Below are 13,217 nucleotides of genomic sequence, written 5' to 3' on the forward strand. Positions count from 1 at the left end.
CGGGGTTAGCCAATTAACGGCCCTCTGGATCGCCCTACCTCCCACGACACCCCGCCACCTCGCACCGTGGCGGCGAGTTGCTGCCTCAGCCGCTGTTCAATCACCGGCCGCCACGGTACCAAGCTGAATCCCATGCCGTCATCGAGCATCGCATAGCGTCCGCTGGCGAGCATGACGGAGCGCCGGTAGATGCCGGCCACGCGCTGCCCGTCAGTGACAGGTCGATGCTCCAGGCCGGTGTCAGCGGCAATGTCCTTGGCAGCCTGCGCCAGTTCCCGATTGCGCAGCGTCGCCAACAGATTCCGCGCGAGGATCACGCGCTGGCCGCGCCGCTCGGCCAGACCTTGTTCGGCGAGGAAGTCGGCGCGCTGCTGCATGGCATGCTTGGTATCGCCGCCAAAGCCCAGTTCGCCCAATCCCTGGCCGCCACCGATCAGTTGCTGGTCGAGCCAGGTGGCGCCGATGACGCGCGCCTGCCGCTCGATGGGCAGGTGCGATTTCAGCTCCACGGCGACACCGCCCAGCCGTTGCGAGTCGTACTGGCGGCCACGCTCGGCCAGGTCGTCCGGCACCCTCCATAAGCCATCGGCCACGCGCTCCACGATCCCAGCCCGGCGCAGGGCTTCCAGCCGGCGAACGTGAGCCGCGACGACTTCCTGCGGGTCGCGTCCGGCCTTGGCTCGGCCTTGCTCGATGGCAAGGTGATGGTCGGCGCGATACAGGCCATCGCTCGCCAGCGCGGCGATGTTCTTGTCGGCCGCCCGCACCTCGGCGGAACGGCGTACCTCCACCACGGCTCCGGTGGGATAGTTCGCCAGTTCGTCGCGGGCGTTCAAGGCGACGTAGTGGGCCTTGCCGTCCACGCCGTCGATGACCAAATAGCCGCGGTCGTGCAGCTCGTCGGCCAGTCCCTTCGCGGCCACGCGGCCGATGACGGTACGGCTATCGTCACCCGGCTCGAACACCGCCAGCTCGCGCGGCTGGCCGCTCATGGCCCGCTGCATGGTGCGGATGATGTCGCCACGCTCGCCCAATGCGCGCAAGGTCTTCTCCGCGTCCGCATGGACGGCCCAGGCGCCGGGCTGCGTCTCGTCGGCCAGGCCCAGGCGCTGCAAGCGTTGCAGGCGGCCGATCAGCAGCAGGCGCTGGCGTTGCAGCCGGGGTTCGTTGAAACGCTCGATCTGCACCCGGCCGGCCTCGCCGGCCTCGCGCTGCAATGTGCGGTCGAGGCTTGTCCACCGCTCCTGTTCCACCTCGCGCTGCAAGGTCTGCTGGATCTCCAGCTCGGTGCGCGGCCCCAGCCATTCCGTCGCCAGCTCGGCGGCGCGATGGCGGAAGCCGTGGGCGATGTAGTCGCCCGCGATGATGAGGTCTTTGCCGGTGTCGTCGCGTCCGCGCACGATCAGGTGGGTGTGCGGGTTGTCGGTGTTCCAGTGATCGACCGCCACCCAATCCAGCCGCGTCCCCAGGTCGGCTTCCATCCGGTTCACCAAATGCCGGGTGTACGTGCGCAGATCGTCCAGCTCGGCGCCGTCTTCCGGTGAGACGATGAAGCGGAAATGGTGCCGGTCGTCGGCGGCCCGCTCCTTGAAGGCATCAAGGTCGGCTTCGTCGGTCTGCGGCCCGTAGGCCCGCCCAGGTTCGCCATCGCGGCCCGCGCCGTCGCGCTCGATGTAGCGCAGGTGCTTGGCAAGCGACTGCGGGCTGGCATTGCGCTGATTGACCAGCAGGGTCTTGATGGTCACGCGCCGCGACATGGGCGTCAGCTTCGCCCCGGCGAAGCGCGCCGCCGTGTGGCCGCGCCCAAGCCGTGAGCCAGGCCGCTGGCCTGCGCGTGCGCCGCCGCCGGCTACGGAATGGCGCATCGAGGACTTGCCGCCGCTGGCCTTGCCCGCCTGCTTGAGCACCTTGGAAACGAAGCTCTGGCCCTGGCCCTTGCCCCGGTTCTTCGGGGCGCTGGGGCGCACGCGGAAATCGTCGTCGCGTCGGTCGCTCATGGCCGCGCTTCCTCCAAGCTACGGCGTGTCCTGTCGTGCGAAGCACGCGGACATGCCTGCATCGGCGCGGGCCTCGCGCCCCACGCGGCACGGCGGCGAAGCCGCTCCGTGCCGCGCCACCCCCATGTGCAGACAGGCTTTCGACGCGGCCCGGTGCCGCGTCCTTTTGTCTTGCCTTCCGCCTTTGCCCTTCGCTGTCGCTCCGGGCATCGTCGGCCCGGCGGTACTGCTGCACCAGCAGCCAGCCCGCCGGCAAACGCGCCAATGGCCGCAGGCCGGGAGCGTTCGAGGCAAGACGCCTGCACGTTGGACGGCTGCGCCGAAGGCAGCGCGAAGTGCGGCGTGGATGCGCTCGCACTGCACGCGCGACGACACGGCAGCAGCAGCCGGAACGACATGCCCGATGGCACGATGAGATGCACGGCAACGTGCAGCGAATCGGCGGCCTTCATGGGCGTGTCTCCAGCCAGACCGGATGCGTCACGCCGATCACGGCGGACGCGCTCACCGGCCCGAAATAGCGGCTGTCGAACGACGCCGGGTTGGTCACGCCCAACAGGAACAGCTCGCCCTCGGCCAGCGGGCGGCAATGCTGCCAGGATGGCAGCGGGCGGCCCAGCCGGTCAGCAGGCAGCGCGGCGGCCACCGGCACGCCGTCGATGCGAACCTGCCCGGCGACGATGCAGACGTGTTGCGGCGCGACCGCACCCACGCGCTTGAGCAGCGGAATGTGAGCCGGCAGGTAGCCGCGCTGCGCAGCGAGCGCGGCAGCGTCGGCAGGCAATCGGGTCAGGACGATGCTGCCCACGGACAAGGGACGTGGCAGCGAGGCGGCTCGACGGTCGAGCGGCTGCACGCGATACCAGCCGACCGGCACGCTGTCGGACGGGTTGTAGATCAGGCGCGGCAGCGGTTGCACGAACGCCGCCCAGGCCAGCGCAGCGAGGCCGACGGCGGCGAAGCCCGCCAGCACGATGCGAGCGCGCAGGCGCGAGCGAGGATGCGGCGCAGGGCCGGTCATGGAAATCGTGCTCATGAGAACGCCCTCCCGGCCAGCCAGGCGGCATGCCGCTCGGCGGTGTATTCGGGCAGCGCCAGGCGGGCCGCCAGACGGTTGCCCAGCGTGCGCCAGTACGCGGGCGATGCAGCGGCGGGCGCAATGCCCAGCGCCTCGATGCCGTCGATGCGTTCCAGCACGGCACGCACCGCGTTCTCGCCTTCAGCGTGCAGCAGCAAGCGCGCGCCCGGCTGCACGCCGGGGATGCGCTGCACGTCGTCCAGCGGTGTACCGGCCTGCATCACCATGAGCTGCCAGCGCACGGTGCCGTAGTCGTTGGCCTGCCAGCGGATGCGGCAGAACATCGCGCCCGGCAGGAACACCGCGCAGCGCCGCCAGCGGTCGAGCCGCAGCGTGCGCGCTGGTTCGCCGAAGCGCAGGTAGAGCTTGAAGCGCGGTTCGATGTAGGCGAGCGATACACGGGTCAGCAGCACGTTGCCGGCTTGGCCCGCGAGTGCTGAAAGCGAAGGCGCTGGCGTGGTCGATGCAGCCGCCGTGGCCGCGTTCGCGGCGTGCGCGATGGATGGGTTCATGGCAGGTTCTCCGTGCGGTTGTCAGGAAACTCCCGCTCCAGCAGGTCACGCAGCAGTTCGGCCACGGTCACGCCTCGCGTGAAGGCCGAAACCTTGATGCGAGCACGCATCGCGGGCGTCACGTCGAGCGTGAGGCGTGCGGTGTAGAGGTCGCCCTTGTTGAGCGCATCGGCATCGCCCTGGCGAATCCACGCCTCGGCGTGCGGATTCGCGGGCGGACGTGCGCCGATGCCGACGCGCTTGCTGCGCGGGCTGCTCATGTCGGCCACCGCAGCAGTTCATCGGTGAGCGCGGCGATCTCGCGCGCGGCGGCGCTGTCGGGCGCCGTCTCGCGGGCGAGCCGGCCAGCGGCCACGCTGTCGGCGAAGACGATGCGCTGGCGTACTTCGCTGCGCAGCGCCGGCAGCGGCTGTTCGGCCAGCGATTGCCGTGCTTCCCTGCCGATGATGGTGGTACTGACGCGCCGGTTGATGACGAAGGCCGCGCGCAGCGCAGGCCGGAACACCTGTGCCTCGCGGATCAGCGCCACCATCTCGGCGCTGGCCCACAGGTCATACGGGCTGGGCTGCACGGGAATCAGCACGCGCTCGGCCGCCAGAAGTGCGGAACGCGCCAAGGCGGCGATGCGCGGCGGGCCGTCGATGATGACGTGATCGGCGCGGCGGGCCAGCTCCGGCGCTTCCTGATGCAGCGTTTCGCGGGCGAGGCCCACGGCGCTGAACAGCCGTGGCAAGCCTTGCTGGCTTCTGCGCTGTGTCCAGTCCAGCGATGAACCCTGCGGGTCGGCATCCAGCAGGATGACGTGCAGACCACGCATCGCCAGTTCGCCTGCGATGTGCGTGGCGAGCGTGGTCTTCCCGACGCCGCCTTTCTGGTTGAGAAACGCGAAGATCATGGCCTGGCCCTCCATGCTGGAAAGCCGGGCTGTTGCTGCCGCGTTTGTGGCCGCGTGGCGGTTGTCCACCGCAGCGGCGCTTCTCTACCAAAAGTTAGAGAAATTAAGTTAGGGAAGTTAGAGGGCGAGAAAACCCAGTGCTGGCGCGGGTTTGCGGCCGATTGGCACGCCTGATAGCACGATAGGGCCACGCCTGATAGCACGATACCCCACACGCTTGATAGCACGACACCATTCACAGGTTGTCCCGGAGTTATCCCCGTGCCGTATGCGGCACGGGTCGGAACGTCAGTAGTTCCATGCCGTTGTCCGGCATCCGCTCGATGCCCAGGACGTAACCGGGCAGCGACTGCCGCGCGACCAGCGCGCGCAAGTCGCAGGCGAAGTCGTAGGGCTTGGCGCTGCTGCCGGATTTCTGGTGCAGATAGCGAAAGTCGAACTGCCAGCCGTGTTTCTGCCGCCCGCCATGCTTGCGCACCAGGCGGTATAGCCAGCGTTCGATGCCGCCGGTGAGCCGGAAATACGCCGGGTCGATGGTCAACACCAGGGCGGCGTCGAGCACGCCGGCATAGAACCAATCCGGCAGGATCAGCTCGATGCCCAGCGGCGTGCCGCTGGCATCGGCCAACTCCTTCCACTCGTTGATCCACGAGAAGCGGTGCAATCGCCTCCCGGTCGTCTCGCGGATGGACGTGGCCACCGTGGTCGATTGCAGGCGGTCGAGGGCGGCTTTCAGGCGCTGGTAGTCGCGCAGCGACTTGCCGCGCCCGATGAAGCGCAGGATCTCGTAGGGCGTGGCGTGCATCAGCCGCGAGGGCCGCAGGCCCGCGTCCTTCGCCTCCACGATCTGCGAAGCCGCCCAGATCAGCACGTCCGCGTCCCAAATCGTGGCGATGCCGTGCTCCTGCGTGCCCTCTACGCGGATCATCACGTTGCCCGCGCGAAAGTCGATCGGCGCCGTGCGCCGCGACTTCGCCAGCGAGAAGAACGGATAGGCCATCAAGTCCTGACTGTCGCGCGGCGCCATGTCGCCGGGCAAGGCGCGGAACAGGTCGAGCTGTTCGCGCTCCTGCACCGGCCGCTGCCTGGGCGGCAGCGCGGGACTGGACATGACGACGGCCACCCGCGAACCGACGATCAGCGGCGATCACGGTAGTCACCCGCATGGCGCTCGGCGTACTCCGGGTCGGACGTGGCATCGAAACTGCGCGCATCGGCCCAGGCGTCGAGGTCGGCCACCGCGTACATGACGCGCCGGCCGAACTTGCGGAACTTCGGCCCGCCGCCGATCACGCGCTGTTTCTCCAGCGTGCGCGGCGACAGCCGCAGATACTCGGCGGCCTCGTCGTTGGTCAGGTAGCGTTGGGGCTGCGCGGGCGCAGCGACGGCAGCGGCGGCAGGCCGCAAGGGAGCGGGTCGCATCGTGTGAACCTCCATCGGTCGGCAAAGGCCGGTCACGCAGCGCGACCGGATGGAGTCAGTCTCAAGAAAGCGGGGCTTCCCGTTCAGGGACGTTTTGCAGGGGGCGTGAAACGTCCCCCCTATTGCAACGGCGAGGGCGGAAGCTGCGCCAGGCGGCGATAGCCGCCGCGCATCAGCGCATCGCCACGACGCACCAGCCGACGCACGCGGGCGCGCAAGGCGCTGTCCGCATGCCAATCGGCAGAGACTGCATCCGCACCGAACAACCCTTCGGCCATTTCGCGCAAGGACGCGCCCGCGAGGGTCGCGTCGAGCGCCTGCAAGCTGTGCAGTTCCAACAGTGCGGCGGGTGTCGGCCTGGAACGGGCCGACGCCGCAGGTTCGGCGACCGTGGCGGCGGCCAGGGCGTCCAGCTCGGCCGCGAGCGTGCGATAGCGCGCGCAGGGCGTGGCGCAGGCGCGGGTGGCGTAGAGGTAGGCCATGCCGTCTTCCAGGCCCGGCGCCAGCGCGAGCCGCATGCAGCAGCCGGGCCAGCGCGACACCAGCACCAGGCGCTTGCCGTCGTGGATCAGGTGCTTGCGGCCGGGGACGCGCCAGAACTCGAAGGCGTAGGCTTCGGGCGGCGGGTCGGTATCGGGATAAAGCTGCACCACGGCGTCGTGGTCAGGGAACCAGGCCGGATGCGCGTCGCGCGCATCCAGGGCCGGGTCTTCCAGCAGGCGCAGGCCCCAGGCGTGCGCCGCGTCCGGCCGGCGGCGACGGCGCAGCCAGTCGCGGCGGTAGTCGGGGTGGCGGCGCAGGTATTCCCAGGCCAGCGCCGGGCCATCGAGGTGCAGGACGTAGAGATACGCGGCGGTCGGATACCAGTGTTCAACGCTCGGGTCGGCCATGACGATGCCTCCTGACGGTCAGCAGGAACGTCGCCACGGTTTTCGTGGTGCGGGGGCTATCGGTTCAACATCAAAGCGTCATCGTTATCGGGTTAGGCTGTAGCAGTTGGTGTCAAGACCGATTGGCTCCAGTGCATTGCGAAAATCGTCTGAATGCGACGGCTGCACCGCCAGGAATTGACGGGCTGCATCGGACACCGTGCCGCAGTCCGCGCCGAAGACCATGACTGTTTGCAGCAGGGTGACGCTGCTTCGACGCAAGAGTGCGGTTTCAGACCGAGCCGGTCTTGGGTAAGACTGAAATAGTCACAATGAGCCCCGCTCGGCCTCGCGGTGCGGGCCTGCATCAGTCGGTAATCGAGCCGCTTTCCTGCGCCAGCCGGACATAGTCCGACAGCGGCCGCGTCGGCTGGAAGTAGCGATCGCGCATCACGGGCTGCTTGTTCGGCCCGACGATGGACGCCAGATCGGACAGCTTCACCGTCCCCAGCGCCGGCAGGCCGATGCCTAGGTCGATCAGCCCGTAGGCCGTATCGCCGTCCGCAGGATCGAGCGACACCAGCAGCCAGGTGGCATGCGCGTCCGGGGTGAAAAGTCGCACAACCGGCAGCGGGTCGGTGGCGCGCGTATCGCCCTGGGCGAGCAGGTGCGCGCGGTCTGCGTCAGTGATGAGCGGGTTCATGAGCGCGGTTCTCCCCCGCATGCTCGAAACCGCCGAAACGTATCTGTGCCACCGCAGACAAACACAAAGACGCAAGCCCGCGAATCCGCAGAAGCACAAAGGCACGAACGTGCAAGGGCGCAAGTCAGTAGAGGCACGAATGCGGTTCCCTGGATTTGGAGCCATCCGCAGATGCGGATTTCCGTAAAGGCACGAAAGCGTAGAACAACACCAAATGAACACTATAGATTGTAGTCCTATAGGGCGCAATGGGCTGTCATCTTGGTTTTTGCGAGGAAACCATAGGTGGCGGCAGCGTACTCGTTGGCGAAGGCATTGAAGACGGTCAGGAAAGCGCGTGGCTTGAGCCAGGAAGCGTTCTCCGACGTGTCGAGCCGTACCTATATGAGTACGCTGGAGCGCGATCTGAAAAGCCCGACCATCAGCAAGTTGGCCGAGCTGTGCGAGGTGATGGAAGTCCATCCGCTCACGCTGCTGACGCTGGCCTATGCCGGCGACAGCACGCGCAAGACCGATCAGCTTCTGGCGCAGGTGCGCCAGGAGCTTGAGGCCGTATTGAAGGAACGCGACGGGCCGTAGGCGCGTGCGTGACGTGCTGCGCCAGCAGCATCGCGCCCCGCCGCAATGGGCGGGGCGCGGTGGTGGTGGGCGCTTGGGATCAGGCTTTCAACTGGCGCATGCCATCAGCCAGCAGCCAGAGCGCGCGGTTGAGGCGGATGTTCTGGTCGATGCCCTGCACAGGGCGGGTCTGCTGGCGCCGTCCGTTGGTGCTACGGCCGCGCAGGCCACCTTGGGTCAGGTTCTCTTGCGTGCGATTGAACACGCTCCACAAGTCGGGGCGGCGGTCCTCGAAGCGGCGCGGCATCAGGATTTGCGATTCCGTGATGGGTGCGGGCTTGTCGGGGTCGTCGTACTTGAGGGCCAGTGCGGCGCGGGCGAACACATCGGATTCGCCATCGTTCAAGGTGATTGCGCGCATGGCGTCGCGAGATTCCTTCACCCTGTCGAAGCCGCTCAAGACCTCGTAAGCGCCTTCGATCACCTGTCCGGCCACGTCGCCCTTGTGGGGCACGCGCACGTCGGCCACGGTGTCGCCGAACACCAATCCGTTCTGGCAGACGAAACGAAGCAATCCCGCCAGCAGTTGATAGCTGCTGGTGCCGTCATGCGAGTTCAAGAGGACGATTTCATTGGCTTCTGCATCGTTGATCTGGCTGGCGTGGCGAAGCCGGATCATGTGCTTGGTGTAGTCGCGGCGGTCCTCGTTGCGCACGCGGGTCTGGGCCACCATGAAGGGCTGGAAACCTTCCTTGCGCAGTTCGGTCAGCACAGCGGCGGTGGGGATATAGCTGTACCGCTCGGAACGGCTCTCATGCGGGGCGTCCGCGAAGATGGACGGGGCCACGCGCTGGATTTGGTCGTCGGACAGCGGGTAATCGCTGCGCAGCGATGGGGAGCGGGAAGCGAAACGGGAAGCGAGTTGCATGGTCTTGACTCCTGACGAAGAAGGGTTTGCTGTTCACCGCACACCGGATTCCTAGATTCGGAGCCCAGCCTTTCGGCCTTCTGTGCGGTGGGCACGAAGAACCCGGTTGGCCTCGTTGCCACCGTCTTTCCTGAGTTCATCGCCCGCGACGGTCGGGAGCGCGCGGCCGGGGGCCGTCAAGGAAACGAGCGCAGGGTTGGTGCGGCCCGCAGCCGAAGGCGAGGACACGGCCCTGCGCGCCTTGACGGCCTCCGGCCGTGGGCTACAGTCGCGGACAAGGTGATGAGGTCAGGAAAGATGGCTGGACAGGCAATGGCCGTCCTCGTGTGCTGAACCGCACGCAAGCGAAGCGCGCAGGCCCGAAGCTGGAAGCCGGGCCGTAGGCGTCAGCGATGGAAGCCCGTCAGGGGCGAGACTCGCACCGCGAGGCTCAATGCGAAGCACGACAGCGCGACCCGGCCATGCCGGGGGACGCACATTCAGGGTGCAGATGCGGTGTCGGTCCATCCTGTCCGCCAAAGATCAGGCGTTGTCGAGCCAACATCTTCTGTCTACGAGGACTTGCAGACGGGGCATCGACACCGTGGGGCTACTGCCAACTGTCAGCATGTGTCACCAGAGAACTCGACCGAGGAAGAGGAGCTGGATAACGCTCGCGGAACGCTAGACCCTGTGGTATCGTGTTAACATGAAAACATCCATGGCTGTCGAATCACCCATGATTGCAAGGCCAAGACGACGCGCCACAACCACGGGCACCCTCGTCGGAACTCGCTTTCAGGCGGCTCTGCTCGAAGCCATCGACAGTTGGCGCAAGGAGCAGGACGATCTGCCGACGAGGCCGGAAGCTGTGAGGCGGCTGGTCGAATTGGGGATGACGCATGACACGGCCCCCTCCGCCGAGGTATCGGGGCGGCGCGCCAAGCAGAACTCGGACGAGAAGACATGAAAAAGCAGAAAGAACTGGCGCTCATCAAGTCCGAGGACGAGATCGCACAAGCCGAAGATCAAATCGTCGAGCTTTCCAAGAGGATCGAGTTCTATCTGACGGAGTATTCCGTCGAACTGTTGGCCAGCAAGATGAGCAAGGGCGAGTTCGTCGTTCCTGCATATCAACGCGAATACACGTGGGAGCATGATCGCAAGTCCCGATTCATCGAATCTCTGATCTTGGGTCTTCCCATTCCATTCCTTTTCTTCTGGGAAATGCCGGACGGGAAGCTGGAAATCGTTGATGGCTCGCAGCGACTGCGGTCGATCGAGGAATTCGTACTGGGTGATCTTCGACTCGGTGAGTTGCAAAGCCTGACGGCATTGTCTGGCTTCAAGTTCTCCGACCTCCCCGATTCCCGCCAGAGGAAGATCAACAATCGCTCGATACGTGGCATCGTGCTCAACGAACATGCCGATGAGCAGGCACGCTTCGACATGTTCGAGCGGATCAACACGGGCAGCAAGATCGCCAACATGGCCGAAGTCCGCCGTGGTGCTCTTGCTGGTCCCTTCATGGACCTCATCATCGAACTCTCGGTGCTTCCGAAGTTCGTTGCTCTAGCACCTGTATCCAAGAAGGACTTGAGCGAGCGCGAGCATGAAGAACTCGTTGCCCGCTTCTTCGCCTACAGCGATGGATTGGAGGGCTACAAGGATCGTCCATCCGAGTTCATTTTCAACTACGTCAAGAAGATGAACGTCGAAGCAGCCAATGATCCGGCATTGGCCGATCGGTACCGCGCGCGGTTCCAGGAGGCCATCGACTTCATCGAACGGGTGTTCCCGTATGGGTTCCGCAGGGCTCCAAAAGGGAAGGCTACCCCCAGGGCCAGGTTCGAAGCCATTGCCGTGGGATCGCGCCTCGCACTGGACGACCGCCCCAGCCTCGCCAACGACGACATTGAGGACGTGACGCCATGGCTGACCAGTGACGACTTCACGACGGTCACTGGTTCGGATGGCGCCAATGCCATCGCACGCCTGCGGGAACGTACTGGCTTCGTGCGAAATCGACTGCTGGGTGAGTGAATGAGCAGCAACCTAGCCATCGGATTCCAAGAGCGACTGGCGGAAGTCGAGGCATATCTGGAATTCCTTTCGACCATGGAAGCCCAGGCCCAACAAGGACCGCCACGGATCGAAGGCGCAGAACATCCCATTACCACCCAACAACAACGAATCCTTTATTCGAGCGTGTATTTGCAGTTGTACAACCTTGTCGAAGCAACGATGTCCCGTTGCATCGAAGCAGTTTCGGAAGCCGCCAAAGAGAATGCTCAATGGAAGCCTGGCGATCTGAGCGACTCGATGAGGCGCGAGTGGGTGCGTGTGACCGCTCGCACACACATCGAATTGGCACCGGAGAACCGGCTGGAGAGCGCACTACGCCTTTGCGAGCACCTGGTGGCGTCGTTGCCGATCAGCGCCTTCGATATCGAGAAAGGGGGCGGTGGCAATTGGGACGACTTCGAGATCGAAGCGTTCAGTAGACGGCTGGGCTTCCAGTTGGTCGTGAGTCAGCCTGTTTACAGCGCCATCAAACAGCCTTTCCGGGACGACCTGGGGCCGCTCGCCTTGGTGAAGCAACTGAGGAATCGTCTCGCGCACGGGTCCATCTCGTTCGCGCAGTGCGCTGAAGATGTGACTGTCGGACGGCTCGTCGAATTGAAGGATAGAACCGTTAATTACCTGAGAGAAGTCGTGGATTGCTTCACCAGATACATCGATAGCTTCGAATATCTCCTCCCGGAGAGGCGACCTGCATGAGCCGCAATACAAAGAACATGCCTCGAATCGTGGGGGTCGATCTCTTCTGCGGTGTGGGCGGCCTCACGCATGGCCTCGTTCGTGGTGGCATCCAAGTGGCCGCAGGAATCGATATCGATTCGAGCTGCAAGTTCCCCTTCGAGGCGAATAATTCCGCCTCGTTCCTTGAGTGCGATGTCGGGAAGCTGAAAGCCGAGGACATCATGCCCTTCTATGAGGGTGCCGACTTCACGCTGCTCGCGGGTTGCGCCCCGTGCCAGCCGTTCTCCACCTACAGCCGCAGCGGACGGAACAGCGAATATGAGTCGCAATGGCCGCTAGTGTCCTCCTTTGGCCGCTTGGTCAAGAAGATCAAGCCCGACCTCGTGACCATGGAGAATGTCCCGCAACTAGCGGATCACCCGGTCTTCCAGCAATTCCTCAAGAGCCTTTCCGGCTACAAGAAATGGTGGCAAGTCGTGGAGTGCTCGTCGATCGGTATTCCGCAGACTAGAAAGCGCCTGGTACTGCTCGCATCGAGACTCGGCAGCGATGGTCTGGAGCTTTCGCAAGATCAAGTTCGGAAGGTAACCGTGCGCGAGACGATCGGCTCACTTCCCCCGATCGAGGCTGGCGAGCGCGATCCCCAAGACGAATTGCACACCGCCTCGTCCTTGAGTCCTTTGAACCTGTCGAGGATTCGCGTGTCACGCCCTGGAGGGACGTGGCGAGATTGGCCCGAAGAATTACAAGCATCGTGCCACCGCAAGGATACGGGCGCCACCTATCCGAGCGTCTACGGACGAATGGAATGGGATCAGCCCGCGCCGACCATCACCACGCAATGTTTTGGGTACGGCAACGGAAGGTTCGGGCATCCAGAGCAGGATCGCGCCATTTCACTCCGAGAGGCAGCGATGCTCCAAACCTTCCCGGAGTCCTACGCATTCGCCCCGCCTGGCGCTCCGATCAAGTTCAACAAGATGGGGCGCCTGATCGGCAATGCCGTGCCCGTTCGGCTAGGGGAAGTCATCGCTCGTTCGCTCGTGGGGCACGTACAGGCGCACGTGCACTGATCTGCTGCAATTGGGAGCGTATCAGCGCGATAGCATCGTCCACGGTGACATGCTCCCAAATGCGAAGCACCGTCCATCCGGCGCTCGTCAATCTTGAATCTGTGTCGAGGTCGCGGGCTTTGTTGGTGGCGATCTTGTCCTTCCACCATTCCTGATTGGTCTTGGGCGTCGTGGCGTGGATGGGACATCCGTGCCAGAAGCATCCATCGCAGAAAACCGCCAAGCGCCATTTGGTGAATGCGATATCGATGCTTCTCTTGGTGCCAGGAACTGCATAGTGGATGCGAAACCTTAGACCTTGGCGATGCAACGTCGAGCGCAATTCGCGCTCGCGCGGATTGTCCTTTCCGCGTGTGCGAGCCATTCGGCGGCTAACGGCACTGGAGGGTACTGGCATCAATGGCGACATCGTTCCTAGTTATACCTCCGTAGATCGATGC

The 13,217-nt window shown here is 64.8% G+C and carries 16 protein-coding genes; 5 read left to right on the forward strand and 11 right to left on the reverse strand.

Annotation, left to right across the window (positions count from 1 at the left end; all coding sequences use genetic code 11):
- Positions 1-5: 5 nt before the first annotated feature.
- The 9 genes from RND78_RS14320 to RND78_RS14360 form a co-directional block, all read right to left on the reverse strand.
- Positions 6-1,997 (reverse strand): relaxase/mobilization nuclease and DUF3363 domain-containing protein, encoded by a 1,992-nt coding sequence (locus tag RND78_RS14320; RefSeq protein ID WP_312729638.1) that lies wholly within the window; start codon positions 1,995-1,997, stop codon positions 6-8.
- Between the two features lie 448 nt (positions 1,998-2,445).
- Positions 2,446-3,033: a S26 family signal peptidase gene (locus RND78_RS14325; RefSeq protein WP_312729639.1), complete on the reverse strand. Its 588-nt coding sequence runs from the start codon at positions 3,031-3,033 to the stop codon at positions 2,446-2,448.
- On the reverse strand, positions 3,030-3,587 hold the full coding sequence (locus tag RND78_RS14330) for a DUF2840 domain-containing protein (RefSeq protein WP_312729641.1): 558 nt from the start codon (positions 3,585-3,587) through the stop codon (positions 3,030-3,032). Before RND78_RS14330 ends, RND78_RS14325 begins: the two co-directional genes overlap by 4 nt.
- Positions 3,584-3,847 (reverse strand): chromosome partitioning protein ParB, encoded by a 264-nt coding sequence (locus RND78_RS14335; protein ID WP_312729643.1) that lies wholly within the window; start codon positions 3,845-3,847, stop codon positions 3,584-3,586. The genes RND78_RS14330 and RND78_RS14335 overlap by 4 nt, the downstream gene beginning before the upstream one ends.
- Entirely contained in the window at positions 3,844-4,482 is a 639-nt protein-coding gene (parA, locus tag RND78_RS14340) for a ParA family partition ATPase (RefSeq protein ID WP_230444943.1), read from the reverse strand. The genes RND78_RS14335 and parA overlap by 4 nt, the downstream gene beginning before the upstream one ends.
- Positions 4,483-4,735: 253 nt before the next feature.
- A complete protein-coding gene (locus RND78_RS14345; RefSeq protein WP_312729653.1) occupies positions 4,736-5,593 on the reverse strand; it encodes a replication initiator protein A in 858 nt (285 codons plus the stop codon).
- A 26-nt stretch (positions 5,594-5,619) separates the two neighbouring features.
- Positions 5,620-5,904: a helix-turn-helix transcriptional regulator gene (locus RND78_RS14350; RefSeq protein WP_084304870.1), complete on the reverse strand. Its 285-nt coding sequence runs from the start codon at positions 5,902-5,904 to the stop codon at positions 5,620-5,622.
- Positions 5,905-6,023: 119 nt separating this feature from the next.
- Positions 6,024-6,794, reverse strand: coding sequence for a DUF2285 domain-containing protein (locus RND78_RS14355; RefSeq protein ID WP_312729656.1), 771 nt, complete (start codon positions 6,792-6,794; stop codon positions 6,024-6,026).
- A gap of 346 nt (positions 6,795-7,140) precedes the next feature.
- Positions 7,141-7,476 carry a DUF2958 domain-containing protein gene (locus RND78_RS14360; protein WP_312729658.1) on the reverse strand — a complete coding sequence of 112 codons (336 nt, stop codon included), beginning with the start codon at positions 7,474-7,476 and terminating at the stop codon, positions 7,141-7,143.
- Between the two features lie 285 nt (positions 7,477-7,761).
- Between RND78_RS14360 and RND78_RS14365 the strand changes: the two genes are divergently transcribed.
- Positions 7,762-8,055, forward strand: a complete 294-nt coding sequence (locus tag RND78_RS14365; RefSeq protein ID WP_114435891.1) for a helix-turn-helix domain-containing protein — start codon at positions 7,762-7,764, stop codon at positions 8,053-8,055.
- Between the two features lie 79 nt (positions 8,056-8,134).
- Here RND78_RS14365 and RND78_RS14370 read toward each other — a convergent pair whose 3' ends face one another.
- Positions 8,135-8,962, reverse strand: coding sequence for a DUF932 domain-containing protein (locus tag RND78_RS14370; RefSeq protein WP_312729661.1), 828 nt, complete (start codon positions 8,960-8,962; stop codon positions 8,135-8,137).
- 700 nt (positions 8,963-9,662) lie between these two features.
- On the opposite strand from RND78_RS14370, the gene RND78_RS14375 reads away from it, so the two are divergent.
- The 4 genes from RND78_RS14375 to RND78_RS14390 are packed head-to-tail and all read left to right on the forward strand — an operon-like array spanning position 9,663 to position 12,777.
- The gene (locus RND78_RS14375) at positions 9,663-9,911 is read left to right on the forward strand and encodes a hypothetical protein (protein ID WP_312729663.1); all 249 of its coding nucleotides are present in this window, start codon (positions 9,663-9,665) and stop codon (positions 9,909-9,911) included.
- Positions 9,908-10,984, forward strand: a complete 1,077-nt coding sequence (locus tag RND78_RS14380; RefSeq protein WP_312729665.1) for a DUF262 domain-containing protein — start codon at positions 9,908-9,910, stop codon at positions 10,982-10,984. The genes RND78_RS14375 and RND78_RS14380 overlap by 4 nt, the downstream gene beginning before the upstream one ends.
- A complete protein-coding gene (locus RND78_RS14385) occupies positions 10,985-11,722 on the forward strand; it encodes an MAE_28990/MAE_18760 family HEPN-like nuclease (RefSeq protein ID WP_033485018.1) in 738 nt (245 codons plus the stop codon). It begins immediately after the preceding gene.
- Positions 11,719-12,777 (forward strand): DNA cytosine methyltransferase, encoded by a 1,059-nt coding sequence (locus tag RND78_RS14390; protein ID WP_130562426.1) that lies wholly within the window; start codon positions 11,719-11,721, stop codon positions 12,775-12,777. Before RND78_RS14385 ends, RND78_RS14390 begins: the two co-directional genes overlap by 4 nt.
- Here RND78_RS14390 and RND78_RS14395 read toward each other — a convergent pair.
- Positions 12,731-13,186, reverse strand: coding sequence for a very short patch repair endonuclease (locus RND78_RS14395; protein ID WP_312729670.1), 456 nt, complete (start codon positions 13,184-13,186; stop codon positions 12,731-12,733). The two genes, RND78_RS14390 and RND78_RS14395, sit on opposite strands and share 47 nt — an antisense overlap.
- Positions 13,187-13,217: the final 31 nt, after the last annotated feature.

Source organism: Pseudomonas oryzihabitans (assembly GCF_032027545.1).
Taxonomy (GTDB): Bacteria; Pseudomonadota; Gammaproteobacteria; order Pseudomonadales; family Pseudomonadaceae; genus Chryseomonas; species Chryseomonas oryzihabitans_F.